The 20,401-nt window shown below is 71.1% G+C and carries 15 protein-coding genes and 1 pseudogene; 11 read left to right on the forward strand and 5 right to left on the reverse strand.

Features of this window, described 5'->3' with window-relative positions:
* Positions 1-157 precede the first annotated feature (157 nt).
* On the forward strand, positions 158-934 hold the full coding sequence (locus ABZT49_RS11720; protein WP_355286244.1) for a GntR family transcriptional regulator: 777 nt from the start codon (positions 158-160) through the stop codon (positions 932-934).
* 164 nt (positions 935-1,098) lie between these two features.
* Here ABZT49_RS11720 and ABZT49_RS11725 read toward each other — a convergent pair whose 3' ends face one another.
* A complete protein-coding gene (locus ABZT49_RS11725) occupies positions 1,099-2,076 on the reverse strand; it encodes an NAD(P)-dependent oxidoreductase (RefSeq protein WP_355286245.1) in 978 nt (325 codons plus the stop codon).
* 367 nt (positions 2,077-2,443) lie between these two features.
* Here ABZT49_RS11725 and ABZT49_RS11730 point away from each other — a divergent pair, with 367 nt between their 5' ends.
* Genes ABZT49_RS11730 through ABZT49_RS11745 form a run of 4 tightly spaced genes read left to right on the forward strand, consistent with a single transcriptional unit; the run spans position 2,444 to position 8,429 of the window.
* Positions 2,444-4,051 carry an ABC transporter substrate-binding protein gene (locus ABZT49_RS11730; RefSeq protein WP_355286246.1) on the forward strand — a complete coding sequence of 536 codons (1,608 nt, stop codon included), beginning with the start codon at positions 2,444-2,446 and terminating at the stop codon, positions 4,049-4,051.
* A 31-nt stretch (positions 4,052-4,082) separates the two neighbouring features.
* Positions 4,083-5,492 (forward strand): amidase, encoded by a 1,410-nt coding sequence (locus tag ABZT49_RS11735; protein WP_355286247.1) that lies wholly within the window; start codon positions 4,083-4,085, stop codon positions 5,490-5,492.
* Between the two features lie 10 nt (positions 5,493-5,502).
* Positions 5,503-7,128: an amidase gene (locus tag ABZT49_RS11740; protein ID WP_355286248.1), complete on the forward strand. Its 1,626-nt coding sequence runs from the start codon at positions 5,503-5,505 to the stop codon at positions 7,126-7,128.
* Positions 7,125-8,429 (forward strand): amidase, encoded by a 1,305-nt coding sequence (locus ABZT49_RS11745; RefSeq protein WP_355286249.1) that lies wholly within the window; start codon positions 7,125-7,127, stop codon positions 8,427-8,429. The genes ABZT49_RS11740 and ABZT49_RS11745 overlap by 4 nt, the downstream gene beginning before the upstream one ends.
* A gap of 7 nt (positions 8,430-8,436) precedes the next feature.
* On the opposite strand, the gene ABZT49_RS11750 is transcribed toward ABZT49_RS11745, so the two are convergent.
* Together ABZT49_RS11750 and ABZT49_RS11755 are read right to left on the reverse strand one after the other, a co-directional pair.
* Entirely contained in the window at positions 8,437-9,126 is a 690-nt protein-coding gene (locus ABZT49_RS11750; protein WP_355286250.1) for an isochorismatase family cysteine hydrolase, read from the reverse strand.
* A 58-nt stretch (positions 9,127-9,184) separates the two neighbouring features.
* Complete coding sequence (locus tag ABZT49_RS11755; RefSeq protein WP_355286251.1) at positions 9,185-9,895, reverse strand: GntR family transcriptional regulator; 711 nt, start codon at positions 9,893-9,895, stop codon at positions 9,185-9,187.
* A 576-nt stretch (positions 9,896-10,471) separates the two neighbouring features.
* Here ABZT49_RS11755 and ABZT49_RS11760 point away from each other — a divergent pair.
* The 6 genes and pseudogenes from ABZT49_RS11760 (at position 10,472) to ABZT49_RS11785 (ending at position 17,215) form a co-directional block, all read left to right on the forward strand.
* On the forward strand, positions 10,472-11,578 hold the full coding sequence (locus tag ABZT49_RS11760) for a BMP family ABC transporter substrate-binding protein (protein ID WP_355286252.1): 1,107 nt from the start codon (positions 10,472-10,474) through the stop codon (positions 11,576-11,578).
* Positions 11,579-11,872: 294 nt separating this feature from the next.
* Positions 11,873-13,012 carry an ABC transporter permease gene (locus tag ABZT49_RS11765; protein WP_355286253.1) on the forward strand — a complete coding sequence of 380 codons (1,140 nt, stop codon included), beginning with the start codon at positions 11,873-11,875 and terminating at the stop codon, positions 13,010-13,012.
* A gap of 10 nt (positions 13,013-13,022) precedes the next feature.
* A pseudogene (locus tag ABZT49_RS11770) lies at positions 13,023-13,943 on the forward strand (ABC transporter permease); the annotation flags it as partial.
* A 19-nt stretch (positions 13,944-13,962) separates the two neighbouring features.
* A complete protein-coding gene (locus ABZT49_RS11775) occupies positions 13,963-14,991 on the forward strand; it encodes a formamidase (protein WP_355286254.1) in 1,029 nt (342 codons plus the stop codon).
* Positions 14,988-15,692, forward strand: coding sequence for an isochorismatase family cysteine hydrolase (locus tag ABZT49_RS11780; protein WP_355286255.1), 705 nt, complete (start codon positions 14,988-14,990; stop codon positions 15,690-15,692). Before ABZT49_RS11775 ends, ABZT49_RS11780 begins: the two co-directional genes overlap by 4 nt.
* Complete coding sequence (locus ABZT49_RS11785; RefSeq protein ID WP_355286256.1) at positions 15,689-17,215, forward strand: ABC transporter ATP-binding protein; 1,527 nt, start codon at positions 15,689-15,691, stop codon at positions 17,213-17,215. Before ABZT49_RS11780 ends, ABZT49_RS11785 begins: the two co-directional genes overlap by 4 nt.
* 245 nt (positions 17,216-17,460) lie before the next feature.
* Here the strand turns inward: ABZT49_RS11785 and ABZT49_RS11790 are convergent, their stop codons facing one another.
* Both ABZT49_RS11790 and ABZT49_RS11795 read right to left on the reverse strand, forming a co-directional pair.
* Positions 17,461-18,690: an ABC transporter substrate-binding protein gene (locus ABZT49_RS11790; protein ID WP_355286257.1), complete on the reverse strand. Its 1,230-nt coding sequence runs from the start codon at positions 18,688-18,690 to the stop codon at positions 17,461-17,463.
* Positions 18,691-18,965: 275 nt separating this feature from the next.
* Positions 18,966-20,249: a hydroxymethylglutaryl-CoA reductase, degradative gene (locus ABZT49_RS11795; RefSeq protein ID WP_355286258.1), complete on the reverse strand. Its 1,284-nt coding sequence runs from the start codon at positions 20,247-20,249 to the stop codon at positions 18,966-18,968.
* Positions 20,250-20,401: the final 152 nt, after the last annotated feature.

Below are 20,401 nucleotides of genomic sequence, written 5' to 3' on the forward strand. Positions count from 1 at the left end.
TCCCCCGGTGCGGCGCGCCCGTGGGCCCCGCCGCGTCCCGGAGCATCCTGGCCGCTTCCAGCCGGCGCTCCTATGATCGAAGGATTATGCGATCATCCAACGATAGGCAATCCCTCATACGTTGCGCCGCACGTCGTCCGGTGCCAAAGAGAGCGCCATGGGTGCTCCCTCAGACATCGCGGCCGGGGTCGCCGGCGAGACGGTCGGCGACGTCGTTCATGCCCGGATCCGGTCCGACATCCTGTTCGGCCAGCTCGCCCCGGGCGAGCGGCTGCGGCTCGACGAGGCGAGCCGGCGCTACGGCGTCAGCATCGGCACGATGCGCGAACTCCTGAACCGCCTCGCCTCCGAGGGGCTGGTCGTGGCGGAGGCGCAGCGCGGCTTCGAGGTCGCGCCGGCCTCGGCGACCGAGTTCCGGGAGATCGCCGCCCTGCGCCTGCTCCTCGAAGGGCACGCGCTGGCCCTCTCCTTCGCGGCGGGCGACCTCGACTGGGAGGCGCGGGTCGTGGCCGCCCACCACAAGCTCGCGGTCACCGAGCACCGCATGCTGACGGCGACCGACGCCGATCCGACCCTGGTCCGGCAATGCGACCGCGCCTTCCACCAGGCGCTGACCTCGGCCTGCGGCTCGCGCGTGCTGATGGAGACCCTCGGTTCCATCCACGACCGCTACCTGCGCTACCTCTCCCTCGCGGCCATCTTCCGCGGCGACCGCTCGATCCGGGAACACGCCGACCTGCTCGCCTGCGCGCTGGCGCGCGACGCCGAGCGGGCGGCTCGGATTCTGAAGGTCCACATCGACAGCTGCCTGGACTACGCGCTCGCCGACGGGCCGCCGGCCTGGGCGTCCGGGCCCGACGCAGCCGATCCCGCATCGCCGGCCCGGGACGTCTCCGCGCGCCCGAAGCCCGCCCGGACGACGCGGCGCCGCTGACCGGGATGAGAGCGCCTCGCGATCGCGAAGCGCTCTAGGTCATTGATTGTGCCGCATTTTCTTCGACGAACCGGTGTCCACTTCGTCGGAAAATGCTCCAGGTCATTGATTGTGCCGCATCGTCTTCGACGAACCGGTATTCACTTCGTCGGAAAATGCTCTCGTCACGGCCGGCGCGACCAGTGTTCCGCATTGACCGCACCCGCGGGCATCTCCCCCGCCAGGATGGCGCGCACCTGCGCCACCGTGTCGAAGGCCTGCGCCTCGATCGCCGGCGGCGTGAGGCCGCCGATATGCGGGGTGGCGATCACGCCGCCCAGGCGCGCGAGGTCGGGCGAGGGCATCTGGTCGGGCGCCCGCCCGACATCCATCGCCGCCCCGGCGATCCGGCCCTCTCGAAGCGCCGCGGCGAGGGCCGCCTCGTCGACGAGGTTGCCGCGCGAGAGGTTGATGAACACCGCGTGCGGCCGCATCCGCGCGAGCGCCCGGGCATCGATCAGATTCTCGGTCGCCTCGGTGGCGACCGCCAGGCACACGACGATGTCGGCCTCCGCCATCAGCGCCTCGAACGCGACCTGCCGGCCCTGGCCTGCCGGGACCGTGACATGGGGGTCGCAGATCAGCACCTCCATGCCGAGATGGCCGGCGATCGTCCCGAGGTTCCGGCCGATCGCCCCGTAGCCGATGATGCCGAGGCGGCTGCCGGCGAGCTGGCGCCCCATCCGCACCTCCGGCGCGCGACCGGCCTGGTAGTCGCGCGTCGCCCGCGAGATGCCCCGCGACAGGTCGACCATGAAGCCGAGGGCGAGTTCCGTGACCGAGGCGACGAAGCCGGGCGCGGCATGGGTCACCAGCACGCCGGCCCGGCTCGCCGCCGGAACGTCGATGGTGCGGATGTCGACGGCGCAGCGCAGGAACGCTCGCAGGTGCGGTAGCCGGGCGAAGATCTCAGCTTGGCCGGGGGTGAGCCGGTCGGAGACGACGAGGTCGACCTCCGCGGCGGCCGCGACGAGGGCGGCCGCGTCGAGCGGGTCGTCGCCCTCGTGGAGCACCACCTCGGCGAGGTCGCGCAAGGCGGCGAGGGCCCGGGGGCCGTAATACTGCGCGCGCATGTGCGGCGTGTGCGTCAGCAACAGCTTCATGTCGGCCTCTCCCGTAGCTGGACTGATCTAGGGCGGTCCCGAGGGAATCGCTCATCCCACGCTCGACCTCATCCTGAGGTGCGAACGGAGTGAGCCTCGAAGGAGACCGCCAGAAGTCTGTGAGGGAACTGGAGGCCTCCTTCGCGGCCGCTACGCGGCACCTCAGGATGAGGTCGCGAGTGAGATGGCAGACGCACCAGGACGGTGCGGCAGTGCCCATCCGGATAATATTCCTCCTCCGCATCCCTCCTGGCACGTGTGTTGCTCAAACGACCTCTCAAGAGACGACAAACCGGCGGGGCGAGTCCGGCCGGACGGGGGGACACGCCCAGGCGGGAATCGTCGTGGCGCCGGGCGAGGACACGGGATGCACAAGCGCGAATTTCTCAAGCTCGGCGCTGCCGCCGGCCTGTCGCTGGGCTTTGGCGCAGAGGCCCGCGCCCAGTCGCGGCCCGGGGTGCTGCGGGTCGCGATGACGGCAGGCGACATCCCGCTCACCACTGGCCAGCCGAGCCAGGGCGCCGAGGGCGTGCGCTTCATGGGCATCACGCTCTATGACGGCCTGACCCGCTGGGACCTCTCCCGCAGCGACCGGGCCGCCACCATCGTGCCGGGGCTGGCCGAGAGCTGGACGGTCGATCCGCAGGACAAGCGGATCTGGACCTTCAGGCTGCGCCCCGGCGTGCGCTTCCACGACGGCTCGGCCTTCACCGCCGACGCGGTGGTGTGGAACCTCGACAAGCTGCTCGACCGGTCATCGCCGCAATTCGACCTGCCGCAGGCGACGCAGGGCAGCCTCTATACCGGCGGCATCGCGCGCTGGCGCAAGATCGACGACGCGACCGTCGAGATCACCACGAAGGTGATCGACGCGGTCCTGCCCTACTCGCTGGCGAGCGTGTTCATGTCGAGCCCGGCGCGCTGGGAGGAGATGGACCGGGACTGGAACAAGGTGGCCCAGAAGCCCTCCGGCACCGGGCCGTGGAAGCTCGACAGCGTGCGGGCGCGGGAGCGGGCCGAACTCGTGCGCAACCCGGACCACTGGGACCGGACGCGGATCCCGAAATCCGATCGCCTGGTGCTGATCCCGATGCCGGACGTCAATTCGCGGGTCGCCGCGCTCCTGTCGGGCCAGGTCGATCTCGTCGAGGCGCCGCCGCCGGACGCGATCCCGCGCCTGCGCCAGTCGAAGATGAACATCGTCACCAACGTCTACCCGCATATCTGGCCCTACATGCTCAGCTTCGAGGAGGGCTCGCCCTTCCTCGACGTGCGGGTGCGTCGTGCGGCCAACATGGCGATCGACCGCGAGGGGCTGGTGAGCCTGCTCGGCGGTCTCGCGGCCCCGGCCAGGGGCATGATCGATCCGGGCCATCCCTGGTTCGGCAAGCCGAATCTCGACCTGAGCTACAACCCCGACCGTGCCCGGGCGCTGCTCGCCGAGGCGGGGTTCAGCCGGGACAAGCCGGTCAAGGCCCGGATCATCATCTCGCCGGCCGGCTCCGGGCAGATGCAGCCGCTGCCGATGAACGAGTTCATCAAGGAGAATTTGCAGGACGTCGGCATCGCGGTCGAGTTCGAGGTGATGGACTGGGAGACCCTGCGCACCCGCCGCCGCCTCGGCGCCGCCGCGCCGGAGAACAAGGGCCGGCACGGCATCAACAACTCCTTCGCCTACTGGGACCCGGATATCGGCCTGATCGGCCCGGCGAGCCGGTTCATGAAGGATTCGGGCTTCAACTGGGGCGACTACTACAACCCGAGGGCCGAGGAGCTGGCGAAGGCGGCCAAGCAGGAATTCGACCCTGCGGCGCAGAACGCGCTCCTCGGGCAACTCCACGAGGTGGTGGTGGAGGACGCGATGTGGATCTTCGTCGTCCACGACCTCAACCCGCGGGCGCTCGCGCCGAACGTGAAGGGCTTCGTCCAGGCTCAGAGCTGGCTGCAGGACCTCACCCCGGTGGTGGTCGCGTGACCGCCCTCCCCTCCTCCCGGCAGGCCACCGCATGACCGACGAACCTCTCTGGAGCCTCACCGTCGCCGAGGCGTCGCGGCGCGTCGGCCTGGGCGCGCTGTCTCCGGTCGATCTCGTCGAGGCCTTCCTCGAGCGGATCGCCGCGGTCGATGCCCGCATGCCGAGCTACGTCCTGGTCGATGCCGAAGGCGCCCGCGCGGCGGCCGGCATCGCGGCCGCGGAGCTGGCGGCGGGCCGGCGACGCGGGCCGCTGCACGGCCTGCCCTTCGCGGTGAAGGACAATTACGACGTCGCCGGCCTGCCGACGGTGGCCAATTCCCGCCTGCGCCTCGGCCACGTCGCGACCCGCGACGCCGGCCCGGTGGCGCGGCTGAAGGCGGCAGGCGCGATCTGCCTCGGCAAGCTCTCGACCTGGGAATACGGCACCGGCAACGGCGGCGAGTACGGCGACACGGTCTTTCCCACCACCCGCAACCCCTGGGACCTCGCGCGCTTCGCCGGCGGCTCCTCGATCGGCGCGGGCGCGGCGGTGGCGGCCGGCACCGCCCTCTTCGCGCTGGGCTCGGACACAACCGGCTCGGTGCGCCTGCCGGCGGCGGCCTGCGGGGTCGTCGGCGTCAAGGCGACGCCGGGACGGGTCAGCCGCCACGGCCTCCTGCCGAATTGCTGGTCGCTCGACATTCCCGGCCCCTTCACCTGGACGGTGGAGGATGCCGCGATCGTGCTCGCCGCCATCGCCGGCCACGACCCGGCCGACCCGGTGACCGAGGAGATGCCGGTGCCGGACTATCCCCGGTTCCTGGCCGGCGGCGTGGCGGGTCTCCGCATCGCCGCCGTGACCGATCCGGGCCCCGGCTTCCCAGGCCCCGACGCCGCGATGGCGGCGGCCCTTCACGCCGGCCTCGACGTGCTGCGAGGCCTGGGCGCGACGATCGTCGAGACCCGCCTGCCGGTGCCGGCGGAGGAATGCTTCAAACTCTCGCGCTTCATCGGCCCGCCGGAATCTGCCTCGATCCACGAGGCGGAGTACCGGACGGATGCCGCCCTCATGGGAACGGCGCTTCGCGACAAGATGCATGGCGGCACGCTGCAGCGGGCGGCCGACTACATCGCCGCCCAGCGCCAGCGCCGGGTGGTGGCCGACGGGATCGACGGCCTCCTCGCGGGCTTCGACGCGCTCGTGACCTTCGGCACCTTCCGGGTCGCGCCGCGGCTCGACCGGCAGGACGAGATGGTCGCCTTCACGGTCGAGACCGCGATGACGCCGTTCAACCTGTCGGGCCATCCGAGCCTCGTCCAGTGCACCGGCTTCACGCCCGAGGGGCTGCCTCTGGCCTGGCAGGTGGTCGGCCACCGGTTCGACGAGGCGACGATCCTGCGGGTCGCCGCCGCCTACGAGGCGGCCACGCCATGGCGCAAGGAGAGGGCCCCGGTCCGATGAGAGAGTCCCGATGAGCGAGCTCCACACCCTCTCCGTTGCCGAGGCCGGCCGGCTGATCGGCGCTCGGAAAATCTCGCCGGTCGAGCTCGTCGAGGCGATGCTCGCCCGCATCGCGGCGATCGACGGGCGCCTCAACAGCTACATCCTGGTGCTCGCCGAGCGGGCGCTCGGCACGGCGCGGACGGCCGAGGCCGAGATCATGGCCGGCGGCTGGCGCGGGCCGCTGCACGGCATCCCGTTCGGCATCAAGGACAATTACCACGTCGCCGGGCTTCCCACGACCGGCGGCTCGCGCCTGATGCAGGACGGCCCATCCCAAACGGAGACCGCGACCATCGTGGCGCGGCTCGAGCGGGCCGGCGCGATCCTGATGGGCAAGCTCAACACCTGGGAGTACGGCACCGGCGACGGGCAGGTCTATCACGACTTGCCGTATCCGGTGGCACGCAACCCCTGGAACCTCGCCCGATTCACCGGCGGCTCCTCGACCGGGGCGGGAGCGGCGGTCGCCGGCGGCACCGCTTTGTTCGCGCTCGGCTCCGACACCGGCGGGTCGATCCGCCTGCCGGCCGCCGCCTGCGGGCTGCAGGGGCTCAAGCCCACCTTCGGGCGCAACAGCCGCGCCGCCTGCCTGCCGAATTGCTGGTCGCTGGACCATACCGGCGCCCTGACCTGGAATGTGGAGGACCAGGCGATCGTGCTCGGCGCCACCGCCGGGTTCGATCCCCGCGACCCGTCGAGCGCGACCGCCCACGTGCCCGACTACCGCCAAGGCCTGCACGAGGGCGTGCGCGGCCTGGTGATCGGGATCGTCCGCGACCTCGACGGGGTCGACCCGGCGATCCGCGATGGGATCGAGGATGCGGGACGGCGGCTCGCGGAAGCGGGCGCGATCCTGCGCGAGGTGTCGCTGCCGGCGCCGCTTTCGACCTACCAGGCGGTCGCCTGGACCATCAACTGGGCCGAGTCGTTCTCGATCCACGAACAGGATTTCCTCGCCCGGCGCGGGCGGATGGGGCGGGCGCTGCGGACCAAGATGGGGGCCGGCTTCTGCGTCCGGGCGGTCGATTACCTCGCGGCGCTCCGCGAGCGGCGGCGGCTGGCGCTCGCCACCGACGCGCTGGTGCGCTCGGTCGATGCCCTGCTGCTGCCCGGCGCCTTTCACGTCGCCCCGAGCCTGCGCGAGCCGGACACCGTGCCGGCCTTCACCCGCGACACCGCCTGCTCGGTGTTCAACCTCAGCGGCCACCCGGCCCTGTCGCTCTGCACCGGCTTCGACGCCGGCGGCCTGCCGCTCAACGCCCAGATCGTCGGCCGCCACTTCGACGAGGCGACGGTGCTGCGGGTGGCGCAGGCCTACGAGGCGGCCACGCCCTGGCGCGCCCGCAAACCCGACCCCGCCCCGCACGCCCCGGAGCCGATCATGCCCGACACGACCCCGCCGCCCGTCTCGCCGGAGCACCTCGCCGAGGCGGAGCGCTACGCGATCCGCTACGGCCTCGACGGTCTCGCGCCCGCGGAGGTGGCGGAGCTCGCCCTCCTCCTCGACAAGACGGCGGCGGCCGGCCTCGCGATCCCGCGCCAGCCCTCGAAGGAGGACGAGCCCGCCCACGTGTTCCGGGTGCCCCTGCGATGAGCGAGCCCTGCTTCCTCACCGCCGCCGCGGCGTCGCGCGCCATCGCCGAGGGGCGGCTGACGAGCGAGGCCCTGGTGCGCTCCTGCCTGGAGCGGATCGAGGCCCGCGATCCCGCCGTGAAGGCCTGGCTGCATCTCGACCCCCGCGCCGCCCTCAACGCCGCGCGCGAGGCCGACAAGCGACCGCGGTCGAGCCCGCTGCACGGGCTGCCCTTCGGCGTGAAAGACATGATCGACACCGCCGACATGCCGACGACCCACAATTCGGCGAACTGGCAGGGCTACCGCCCGGCGAAGGACGCGGCCTGCATCGGCGTGGTGCGGGCGCTCGGCGCGGTGATCCTCGGCAAGACCGACACGGTCGAGTTCGCCGCCGCCGGCCGCCGGGCGGCGACGCGCCATCCGATGAACCCGGCCCACAGCCCGGGCGGCTCCTCCTCGGGCTCGGCGGCGGCGGTCGCTGATCACCAGGTGCCGCTGGCCTTCGGCACCCAGACCGGCGGCTCGCTGATCCGCCCGGCCTCGTTCAACGGCCTCTACGCGCTCAAGCCGACCTGGGGGACGGTGAGCCGCGAGGGGGCGAAGATCTACGCCAACTCCCTCGACACGATCGGCTGGTACGGCCGCTCGGTCGCCGACCTCGCCCTCGTCGCCGAGGCCTATCGGCTCGACGGGATCGGGGAGGCACCCGTCCCCGAGCCGCGGGCGCTCCGGATCGGCCTGTGCCGCACGCCGTCCTGGTCGCGGATCGAGCCTGGCGGCGAGACGGCCTTCGCGACCGCCGCCGAGCGGCTGACCCGGGCCGGCGTCGCCGTCGAGGAGATCGTCCTGCCGGACGCCTTCGGCGGGCTGTTCGAGGCGCAGGAGACGATCATGTTCGGCGAGGGCCGGGCCGCCTTCCTCGACGAGTTCCTGATCCAGGGATCGCGCCTCGGTCAGGACTTCGTCGACCGGGCCGAGAACGCCAAGGGCATCACGCCGGCACAGATGGTCGCCGCCCACGACCTCGCGGCCGCGTGCCGGCGCGCCCTGCCGGAGCTGTTTTCCGGCTTCGACGCAGTGCTGGCGCCGGCGAGCCCCGGGGAGGCGCCGGTGGGGTTGCAGAATACCGGCGACCACGTCTTCAACGCGCTATGGACGTTGCTGCACGGGCCCTGCGTGAGCATTCCCTGCACCCGGGGGCCCGCCGGGCTGCCGGTCGGCATCCAGCTCGTCGGCCCCCGCTACGCCGACGCGCGGCTCCTCGCGGTCGCCGCCGCCCTCAGCTCCGTGATCGACGCGGAATCGGCCCCGCCACGGTGAGCCGGATTCAGCCCCCGCTTTCCGCGGGGGCGAGGACCGGGAGCACGGCCTCGCTTGCCGCCACCCAACCGAAGATGCCGCCCTGCGCGACGATCATCGCGAGGCCGGCCGCGTGGAAGGCCGGGATGTAGGAGCCGCAGGCATCCGACACGACGAGGCAGCGATAGCCGCGGTCGTTGGCCTCGCGCACCGTGGTGTGGACGCAGACCTCGGTGGTGACCCCGCAGACGATCAGGCTGGCGATGCCGCGCTCGGCCAGCACCGTCCCGAGATCGGTGGCGTAGAACGCGCCCTTGCCGGGCTTGTCGATCACGACCTCGCCCGGGGCGGGCGCGAGGTCCGGGACGATGCCGTGGCCGGCCTCGCCGCGGATCAGGATCCGCCCCATCGGACCGGGCGCGCCGATCCGGACGCTCGGCGCGCCGCGCTCAACCTTGGCGGGCGGCGCGTCGGAGAGGTCCGGGGCGTGGCCCTCCCGGGTATGGACGACGAGGAGCCCCGCCGCCCGCGCCGCCGCGAGCAGCGCCCGGCAGGGCGTCACCGCGGCGGCGAGCAGCGACACGTCGTTGCCAAGGCTCTCGCCGAAGCCGCCCGGCTCCAGGAAGTCCCGCTGCATGTCGATGATGACGAGCGCCGTCGCGTCGAGGTCGAGCGTCAGCGGGCCGGGCTCGGCGGGGATGGTGACGGTTCGCGGCATGGCATTCCCTCGGGCGTCGCCCCGCCATCATGTATGCATGCGGGCGAAAAGGCCTGCCTCATCTGCGCACGTCGCTGCGCGAGTTTCGGGCAGGTCGCGGAGCCTCCGGCGGCGCCTCGCTCCGCGCGGCCCCGGCGAGGTCGACGAACACGTCCTCGACCACGCTCATGTGGACCAGCATCGCCGTGTTGGCGCCGGCGGCGTCGCGGGCGAGTACCGCGCGGACCACGAGGTCGTGCTCGGCGTGGGAGCGGGCGAGCCGCCCCGGCGCCTGGAACTGCGCCCGCCGGTACGGCATCAGCCGCCGCCGCAGGGCGCGGGCGATGTCCTCGATCGTCCGGTTGTGGGCGCCGGCATAGAGGAGGCCGTGGAACTCGAGATTCGCCTCGACGTAAGCCTCGCGGTCGTGGGCGGCGGCGAGCCCGGCCATCGCCTCGTGATGCGCCCGCAAGGACGCCCGCTCGCCCCGGGTCATGCACAGGCTCGCCAGGCGCGCGCAGCTCGCCTCGATCTCCCCCATGGCGACGAACAGGGTGTCGAGCTCCTCGGTCGTCACTGTCCGGACGGTGGCGCCGAGCCGCGGCCGGATGTCGATCAGTCCGGTCCCGCTGAGCAGCCGCAGCGCGTCGCGCACCGGCGTGCGCGACACCCCGAAGCGCCGGGCGAGCACCTGCTCGTCGAGGTGAAGCCCCGGCGGCAGGGCGCCCGCCAGGATCTCGTCGGCAATCCGCTCGGAGAGGAGTTCGGCGCGGGTTTTTGCATGGGCCACGGGGGCAAGCGCTCTCCTCAAGGGAATACCCCCAGGGCTGGACGGAACTCCCGGGCGCACGCGCGTGGCCCGGCGGCGGGATGCAGAGGCCTCACCCGTCGTCTTGTGCATACATGCAGGCTTCGGGCAAGGCTATCGCGTCCGACGTGATGGTTTTGCCACTCAAGACATGTTTGCCCACCCGGCTACTGAACCCCTCAGGGTCATTCCGGGTCCGCGCAGCGGAGCCCGGAATCCAGACACGCAGGTGGTAGAGGACGAAGCGGAATGAGAGCCGCTTTGTTCTGAACACTCCGAGGTTCTGGATTCCGGGCTCCGCTGCGCGGACCCGGAATGACGCGGAGGATGGCAATTCCTCGGAGCACATCCAACAAGCTCCGTTGAGCCTGCGTCGGCTCCCGACCCTGGCGCGCGATTGTGCATACACAGGCGCGCGATTGGGCGACGGCGCCCCGAATCCCTGCCCGCCCCTACGCGCTGCAGCCCGGACGCTGCCGAAATTCGATGCTTCGCCGCAGGTATACACCGCTCTATTCTTCGCAATGCACGGATTCCTCCCCGGCGGAGCGCGCAGCTGTGACGAAGACTGATCTCACCCGACGGCATTGTCTCGGCGGCGCGGCCGCCCTCGGCCTCGCCGGCCTGCTGCCCGGGCGGGCGCGGGCCGCCGGCCCGCTGACGGTCGGCTTCATCTATGTCGGGCCGAAGGACGATTACGGCTACAACCAGGCCCACGCCGTCGCCGCCAAGGCCCTCAAGGGGATGGCCGGCCTCAAGGTGATCGAGGAGGAGCGGGTCCCCGAGACCAATGCCGTCGAGAAGACCATGGAGAGCATGATCAACCTCGACGGGGCGGGCCTGCTGTTCCCGACCTCCTTCGGCTACTTCAACCCCTTCGTGGTCGCCGAGGCGAAGAAGAACCCGAAGGTGCAGTTCCGGCATTGCGGCGGCCTGTGGACCGAGAAGGACCCGAAGAATGCCGGCTCCTATTTCGGATACATCGCGCAAGGCCAGTACCTGAACGGCATCGTCGCCGGCCACACCACCAAGTCGAAGAAGATCGGCTTCGTGGCGGCAAAGCCGATCCCGCAGGTGCTCAACAACGTCAACGCCTTCCTGCTCGGCGCGCAGAGCGTCGATCCTTCGATCACCTGCCAGGTGATCTTCACCGGCGAGTGGTCGCTGGCGGTGAAGGAGGCGGAGGCGACCAATGCCCTCGTCGATGGCGGCGCCGACGTGATCACCTGCCATGTCGACAGCCCGAAGGTAACGGTCGAGACCGCCGCCCGCCGCGGCGCCTTCGTGTGCGGCTACCACGTCGACCAGTCGCCGCTGGCGCCCCAAAAATACCTCACCGGGGCCGAGTGGGACTGGCTGCCGATCTACAAGGGCTTCGTCGCCGACGTGCAGGCCGGCCGCTCGCCCCCGAACTTTTTGCGCGGCGGCCTCGCCGACGGCTTCGTCAAGATGAGCCCCTACGGGCCGGCGGTGAGCGACGGCGCACGCCGCAATGCCGACGCCGTGAAGGCCGAGATGCTGAAGGGCGGCTACGCGATCATCAAGGGCCCGCTCAAGGACAATACCGGCAATGAGGTGCTCGCCGCCGGCAAGGACCTGCCCGAGAAGGCGATCGAGCTGGAGGGGACCAACTACCTCGTCGCCGGAGTAAGGGGGTCGGTGTGATGCGGTTTCCGTCAGATCCGTCCGAGTAAAGGTCAAGCGCTCCTCCCCTCTCCCGTGTGGGAGAGGGGTCGGGGGTGAGGGTGGCTCGGGTTCAGAACTGACCGCTGAGCGTCGAGCGGCGCAGCCTTACGGTCTGAGTTTCACACTGAAGCGCGCCACCCTCACCCCTACCCCTCTCCCACACGGGAGAGGGGATCCCGCGTTTCACTGGACTCGCGTGAGATCAGGCGGAGGTCGCACGCCGCCTCACCCACCACTTCCCACCCGTCTCTCCCCCTCGCCGGAGATCCCGCCATGGTCGCCGATACCGCCCCCTCGTCCCTGACGGCCGCCGGCGCGCGGCCCTCGCCCGTGATCCGGATCCTGGCCTGGCTAGCCCGGCGCGCGGAGGCGGTGGCGATCCCGCTCGGCGCCGTCCTGGCCGGCCTCGCCCTGTTCAGCCTGTTCCTCCTTGCGCTCGGCAAGTCGCCGTCGGCGCTGGTCGATCTCGTCTGGCGCGGCGGGTTCGGCTCGGCCTTCGCCCTGCAGAACAGCCTGCAGCGTGCCGCGCCCCTGCTCTTCGCCGCGCTCTGCGTCGCGCTGCCGGCCCGGCTCGGGCTGGTGGTGATCGGGGGCGAGGGGGCGATCGTGCTCGGCGGCCTCGCGGCGGCCATCGCGGCGCCGCCGCTCGCCGGGTGGCCGGCCCCCCTGGTCGTCACCGCGATGGCGCTCGCCGCGATGCTCGTGGGCGCCCTCTGGATCGGCGCGGTCGGCGCGCTCAAGGCCTATCGCGGCGTCGATGCGACGATCGCGAGCCTGCTCATGTCCTACATCGCGATCGCGCTTGCCAACCACCTGATCGAGGGGCCGTTGCGCGATCCGACGAGCCTCAACAAGCCCTCGACCCTGCCGGTCGGCGAGGCCAACATGCTCGGGGTCATGCCCGGGATCGGGGTCCATTGGGGTCTCGGCGTCGGAATCGTGGCCTGCCTCGCCGCCTGGCTGCTGATCGAGCGCACGACCCTCGGCTTCGCCGCACGCATCGCCGGCGGCAACGTGCGGGCGGCGCAGATCCAAGGGCTGCCGGTCCGCCGCCTGATCGTCGGCTTCACGGCGCTCGGCGGCGCCTGTGCGGCGCTCGCGGGGTTCTTCGAGGTCGCCGCCGTGCAGGGCAATGCCAACGCGACGCTCGCCGCCGGCTACGGCTTCACCGGGATCCTGATCGCGTTCCTCGCCCGCCACAACCCGCTGGCGATTCCCCCGGTGGCGCTGGCGCTGGGTGGCCTCGAGGCGTCGAGCGGGCTGATCCAGCGCCGGATGCAATTGCCCGACGCGACGATCCTGGTGCTCGAGGGCCTGCTCTTCCTCTGCCTCCTCGTCGGCGAGACGGCCTACGGGCGCTTCAAGGCCTTCAGCCCGCATCTCTGGTCATCGAAGAAGACCCAAGCTGCATGAGCCAAGTGGCATGAACCAGGATCTCGGCCTGTGGACGGTGCCGCTCGCGGTGCTCGGCGGCGCCATCCGCGTCTCGACCCCGTTCCTGTTCGTCAGCCTCGGCGAGACGATCACCGAGCGCGCCGGGCGGATCAATCTCGGCCTGGAGGGCACCCTGGTCTTCGGCGCCATGGCGGCCTACGCCACCGCCTACCTCACCGACTCGCCCTGGGCCGGCGTCGCGGCGGCGGGCCTCGCGGGGGCGGGGTTCGGCCTGCTGCACGGGCTGATCTGCTCGCTGCCGCGGGTCAACGACGTCGCGGTCGGCATCGCCCTGATGCTGTTCGGCGCCGGCCTCGCCTTCTTCCTCGGCAAGCCGTTCATCCAGCCCTCGGCCCCGCCGCTGCCGGCGATCCCGTTCGGGTTCTGGTCGGATCTGCCGCAGGTCCAGGCGGCGTTGCGGGTCAACGTGCTGTTCCTGGTCGGCGCGCTTCTGAGCGTCGTCCTGTGGTGGGCCTTCCGCAACACCAAGGCCGGCCTGGTGATCCGGGTCGCCGGCGACAGCGCCGAGGCGGCCCGGGCCATGGGCTACCCCGTCACGAAGGTCCGGGTGCTCGCCACCATGGCGGGGGGCGTGCTCGCCGGGATCGGCGGCGCCTACCTGTCCCTGTCCTATCCGGGCTCGTGGAACGAGGGCATCTCGTCGGGCCAGGGGCTGATGGCGGTCGCGCTCGTCATCTTCGCCCGCTGGAACCCGCTCGCCTGCTTCGGCGCGGCGCTCCTGTTCGGCGGCGCCGGGGCGCTCGGCCCCGCGCTTCAATCGGTCGGCGTCTCCTCGGGCTACTACCTGTTCTACGCCGCGCCCTACGTCCTCACACTCGCGCTCCTCGTCGCCACCTCGTCGCCCGACCGGGCGCTGGCGGGGGCCCCGGGCGAGCTGGGCCTCTCGCGATATTTCATAGGAGTTCCGCATGAACGGCCTCGGCGGATTGAACAAGGCGCCCAACGGCGTCGTCATCGGCCTCGTGCAGCTGCAACTGCCCGTCGTCGCCACCCCGGCGGGTCTCGCGGCCCAGACCGCCCGCATCGTCGCGATGGTGGGCAAGGCGCGGGCGAACCTGGCCGGGATGGACCTCGTGGTCTTCCCCGAATACGCCCTGCACGGCCTATCGATGGACACCAATCCCGACATCATGTGCCGCCTCGACGGGCCGGAGGTCGCGGCGTTCAAACAGGCCTGCCTCGACAACCGGATCTGGGGCTGCTTCTCCATCATGGAGTTCAACCCGCACGGCAACCCGTACAATGTCGGCCTGATCATCGACGATACGGGCGAGCTGAAGCTCTCCTATCGCAAGATGCACCCCTGGGTGCCGGTCGAGCCGTGGGAGCCGGGCGATCGCGGCATCCCGGTGATCGAGGGGCCGAAGGGCGCGAAGATCGCCCTCATCATCTGCCACGACGGCATGTTCCCCGAGATGGCGCGCGAATGCGCCTACAAGGGCGCCGAGATCATGCTCCGTACCGCCGGCTACACCGCGCCGATCCGCGAGGCCTGGCGCTTCACCAACCAGTCCAACGCCTTCTGCAACCTGATGGTGACCGCCAACGTCTGCATGAGCGGCACGGACGGCACCTTTGACTCGATGGGCGAGGGCATGGTGGTCAATTTCGACGGCACGATCATCGCCCACGGCACCTCGGGGAGGCCCGACGAGATCATCACCGCCGAGGTGCGGCCCGACCTCGTCCGTGAGGCCCGCCTGCACTGGGGGGTGGAGAACAACATCTACCAGCTCGGCCACCGCGGCTACGCCGCCGTGAAGGGGGGCGCCGGCGACTGCCCCTACACCTACATGCACGACCTCGCGGCCGGGACATACCGGCTGCCGTGGGAGGCGGAGGTCAAGGTCATCGACGGGACCTCGTGCGGGATCCCGGCGCCGACGCGGAGCTACAGCCCCGGGCCGGGGACCGATGTGAAGGAGGCCGCGGAGTGAGCGGCGCCCCCGATCCCACCCCCGGCACCGTCGCCGCCGAGCCCTACCCCTGGCCCTTCGACGGCAGCCTCTCGCCGCAGACGACGGCCCTCGTCATCATCGACATGCAGACCGATTTCTGCGGCAAGGGCGGCTACGTCGACGCGATGGGGTACGACCTCAGCCTCACTCGCGCGCCGATCGAGCCGATTGGTCGGCTGCTCGCGGCCGCACGGGCGAAGGGCTACCCCGTCATCCACACCCGCGAGGGGCACCGGCCAGACCTCGCCGACCTGCCCGAGAACAAGCGCTGGCGCTCGCAGCGCATCGGCGCCGGCATCGGCGATCCCGGCCCCTGCGGGCGGGTGCTGGTGCGGGGCGAGCCCGGCTGGGAGATCATCCCGGAACTGGCGCCGCTGCCGGGTGAGCCGGTGATCGACAAGCCCGGCAAGGGCTCGTTCTGCGCCACCGACCTCGAACTGATCCTCAACCGGCGCGGCATCCGCAACCTGATCCTCACCGGGATCACCACCGATGTCTGCGTCCACACCACCATGCGCGAGGCCAACGACCGCGGCTTCGAATGCGTTATCGTCTCGGACGCGACCGCCGCGACCGATCCGGGCAACCACGACGCCGCGCTCAAGATGGTGACGATGCAGGGCGGGGTGTTCGGCGCCGTCGCGTCCTCGGCGGCGATCCTGGAGGGGATGGGCGCATGAGTGCCGCCCTCTCGCTCGAGACGGTCGGCATGACGAAGCGCTTCGGCGCCTTCGCGGCCCTCGACGACGTGTCGATCAAGATCGAGGGCGGCGGCTTCCATGCGCTGCTCGGCGAGAACGGCGCCGGGAAGTCGACCCTGGTGAAGTGCGTGATGGGATTCTACGCGCCCACCGCCGGCAGCATTCTGGTCGACAACCGCGAGGTCGCGATCGCGGGGCCGAAGGCGGCGCAAGCGCACGGCCTCGGCATGGTCTACCAGCACTTCACCCTGGTGCTCTCCCTCACCGGGGCCGAGAATCTGGTGATCGCCCGGGCCGACGTGCCGCGCCTCATCGACTGGGCCGGTGAGCGCGCGGCGCTCGCCGCCTTCATGGCCGGGATGCCGTTCCGCCTCGACCTCGACCGGCCGGTGGCCCAGCTCTCGGCAGGCGAGAAGCAGAAGCTCGAGATCGTCAAGCAGCTCTATCTCAAGGCACGCTTCCTGATCCTCGACGAGCCGACCTCGGTGCTCACGCCCAGCGAGGCCGAGGAGGTGCTGGGCCTGCTGCGCGGCATGGCGGATGCCGGGGCGCTGACGGTGCTGATGATCAGCCACAAGTTCCGCGAGGTCGAGACCTTCGCCCGCTCGTTCAGCGTGCTGCGGCGCGGACAGCTCGCCGGCGGCGGCACGGTCGGCGCGGTCTCGCGCGACGACATGGCGGCGATGATGATGGGCGAGCGGCGGGTCCGGACGCTCGCGGCCCGCGCCGGCGCGCCCGATCCGGCTCGCACCATGCTGCAGCTCGAAGGCCTCACCGCCACCGACCCGTCGGGCCTGCGCCGCATCGCGATCGAGTCCCTGCGCATCCAGGCGCGGGAGATCGTCGGGATCGCCGGCGTCTCCGGCAACGGCCAGAAGGAGCTCGCCGACGTGCTCGGCGGCCAGATCCGCGCCATGGCGGGCCGGGTCACGGTGGCGGGCGCGCCTTACGCCGGCACGCGGGCCGAGAGCCGGGCCCGCCGGGTCCGGTTCATCCCCGAGGAGCCCTTGCGCAACGCCTGCGCGCCCCTGATGTCGGTCGCTGAGAATATCGGCTTTCGCACCTTCGACCGGCGCCGGGAGGATGCCGCGGGGCGTCCGGCGATCTGGCTCGACCGGGGCGCCATGCGCCGGCGCGCCCATGACCTCATCGCCCGGTTCGGAGTGAAGACAGCGTCAGCCGAGGCGCCGATCGCCACGCTGTCGGGCGGCAACGTGCAGCGCGCGGTGCTCGCCCGCGAGCTGACCGACCCGGTCGATCTCCTGATCGTGGTCAATCCCTGCTTCGGCCTCGATTTCGCGGCAGTGTCGGATATCCGCTCGCGCATCGTGGCGGCGCGCAACGGCGGCGCCGCGGTTCTGCTGATCAGCGAGGACCTCGACGAGATCCTCGAACTGTCCGACCGCATCCTGGTGATGTCGGAGGGCCGCCTCGTCTACGAGACCCCGGCGGCCGAGGCCGAGACCGCGGTGATCGGCCGGCACATGGCCGGGCATCATTGAGGGTCTGATCGACCATTTGTGTCAGGTAGTCCGGGGCGCTCACAGACAACTTTCAACGTCATCCCGGGGCTCGACGAAGTCGAGAACCCGGGATCCATAGACGCTGAGCGTGCAAGGCTGAGTTGAACGCGCTCCGCTTCATCCTGCATCGTCAGCGGTTATGGATCCCGGGTTCCGCTACGCGGCCCCGGGATGACGATGGAGGGTGCCAGTGAGGTCACCCCAATCAAACAGGCTCACGACGATCACGGCGCCTTGACCAGCGGGCAGCGCCCCTCGGCCAGGGGCCGGAACGCCTCGGCGGCGGGAATCGTCTGCACACGCTTGTAGTAGTCGAACGGGCCCTTCGACTCGGCCGGAGTCTTTACCTGGAACAGGTACATCGGGTGGATGTGGCGGCCGTCCTCGCGCACCCGGCCCTCGCCGAAGAGCGGGTCGTTGGTCGGCTGCGCCTTCATCTTGGCGACGACAATGCGCCCGTCGGTGCTGTCGGCGGCGGCGGCGGCGCGCAGGTAGGCGAGCGCGCCGGCATAGACGCCGGCCTGGTTGGCGGTCGGCCGGCGGCCCTTCATCGCTTGAGCGAAGCGGTCGGCGAAGGCGCGGGTGCCGTCGTCGGTGTCCCAGTAGAACCCCTCCGTCAGGTAGAGCCCCTGCGCGTCCTTGAGGCCGATCGCGTGGACGTCGGAGAGCTGCATCAGCAGCGCCGCGAGGTCCTGGCCGCCGCCGGTGATGCCGAACTCGGCCGCCTGCTTGACCGAGTTGACCGTGTCGCCGACCGCGTTGGCGAGCGCGATCACCTGGGCGCGGCTCGCCTGCGCCTGAAGCAGGAACGAGGAGAAATCCGCCGCCGCCGTCGGATGGCGCACGCCGCCGACCACGGTACCGCCCTCCTGCTTGACCACGCGCGCGGCATCCGCCTCGAGCGCGTGGCCGAACGCGTAGTCGGCGGTGAGGAAGAACCACTTGGTCTTGCCGGCGCGCACCAGCGCGAGCGCGGTGCCGTGGGCGAGCGCCCAGGTGTCGTAGGTCCAGTGCACGGTGTTGGCCGAGCATTTCGGGCCGGTCAGGTCCGAGGTGCCGGGGCCCGAGGCGATGAAGGCCGCCTTCGAATCGCGCACCACCTCCTGCACGGCGAGCGCCACCGAGGAGAACGGCACGTCGAGGATGGCGTCGACCTGGCCTTCCGCGATCCAGCGGCGGGCGGTGGCCGAGCCGATATCGGGCTTGTTCTGGTGGTCGGACTGGATCACCTCGACCCTGATTTTCGGCTGCTCCTTGCGAAAATCCTCCACCGCGAGGCGGGCGGCGACCACCGAGCCCTCGCCGGTGGAATCGGCGGCGAAGCCGCTGAGATCGGTGAGCACCCCGAGCTTCACCACGCTCACCTCGGCGCGGGCGGTGCCGGCGGCGAAGAGGAAGGCGGCGCCGGCGAGCAGGCGGGCGGCGAGGTGGGCGGTGCGGGTGGCTCTCGGCATGGTTTTCCTCCCATTTTGTGGTTGTTTGATCGTCGGGTCGACGTCCGTTCGAATCTCGCGACGAGACTGACGCCCTCCGGGTCATTCCGGGGCCGCGAAAGCGGAGCCCGGAATCCAGAGCCGCCGGTGTCCACGAATGAAGCGGAAGGCATTCCGCTAAATCCTGTTTGCTCCGCGATTCTGGATCCCGGGTTCTCGCCTGCGGCGAGCCCCGGGATGACCCTGTGAAGCGGAAAACTGAGCGGGCCTATTCAGCCCTGCTCTGTGACGTCGGATTACCCCCGCCGAATCCCGGCCAAGACCTCCTGCGCCACGTCGAGGCGCACGCGATGATCCGCTACCAGCACGCGGGCCACCGCCTCGATCTCGTCCCCGACCGCACCGGCCATCATGGCGATGTTCTGGGCGTGCAGCGCCATGTGGCCCTTCTGGATGCCGGTGGTGGCGAGCGCCCTAAGGGCGGAGAAATTCTGGGCGAGCCCGACCGCCGCGATGATCCGTGCCAGGCGCTCGGCCGTGGTCGCGCCGAGGATCTTGAGGCAGGCCTGCGCCGTCGGGTGGAGCTTGGTCGCCCCGCCGACGAGGCCGACCGCCAGCGGCAACTCGATCGAGGCGCTGAGGTCGCCCGACGCCGTGACCTCGTAGCGGGTGAGGCTGGTGTAGCGGCCCGAGCGCGCGGCGTAGGCGTGGGCCCCGGCCTCGATCGCCCGGGTGTCGTTGCCGGTGGCGAGCACCACCGCGTCGATCCCGTTCATGATCCCCTTGTTGTGGGTCGCGGCGCGGTAGGGATCGGCCTCGGCGAGGTGGTAGGCGCTGATGATGCCGTCGCGCACCTCCGGGCCGCCGATCGCGTCGGTGCGCCAGACGGCATGGGCGCGAGCGAGCCGCCGGTCGGCGAGATTCGACAGGATGCGCAGGTAGACGCGCCCCCCGCTCCAGCCGGCGATGTGCGGGGCGACCGCCTCCGCCATGGTGTTGACGGCGTTCGCCCCCATCGCGTCGCGGGTGTCGACGATCAGGTGGGTCACCACCATCGGGCCGCCCAACGTGTCGAGCACCCGCACCTCGACGTCGCGCAGGCCCCCGCCGAGGCGCACCAGCACCGGATCGCAGGCGTCGCAGAGTGCGCGCAGCGCCTCGCGCTGCTCCAGGATGCGCAGGCGCGCCGCGTAGGGGTCGCTGACGCCGACGACCTGCACCTGCGCGATCATCAGGTTGCCGGAGACCGAGGTGGTGAAGCCGTCCTCGTAGACCTGGCGCGCGGCGTTGCAGACCGCGGCCACCACCGAGGATTCCTCGGTCGCCATCGGGATCAGCACGTCCTCGCCGTCGATCCGCATGTTGGTGGCGATGCCGACCGGGACGTTCATCGTGCCGACGACGTTCTCGATCAGCCGGTCGGCGAGGTCGGGGCTGAGGTTGCCGAACTCGGCGAGGTGCGCGACCTCGGATTCCGACAGGTCGGCGAAGGCGGCGACGAGGTCGAGGCGCTCGCGCGGGGTCTTCTTGTGGAAGCCGGCGATGCGCGAGGTGCGGTTCGCACCGGTCGTGTTCGTCATGGGGTGTCTCGTCGATCAGCGCCGCGATCGGGCGGTCCGTCCGCGCCGGACGAGGGCGGCCGCGAGACCGTCGGCCCTTCATGCGATGGCCCCTCGTGGCCGTGGCCGGGGCGTCGCTCTCCCTCGTCCGGGCTTGTGAGAACCTACCCGCT

This window comes from Methylobacterium sp. EM32, assembly GCF_040593685.1.
GTDB lineage: Bacteria > Pseudomonadota > Alphaproteobacteria > Rhizobiales > Beijerinckiaceae > Methylobacterium.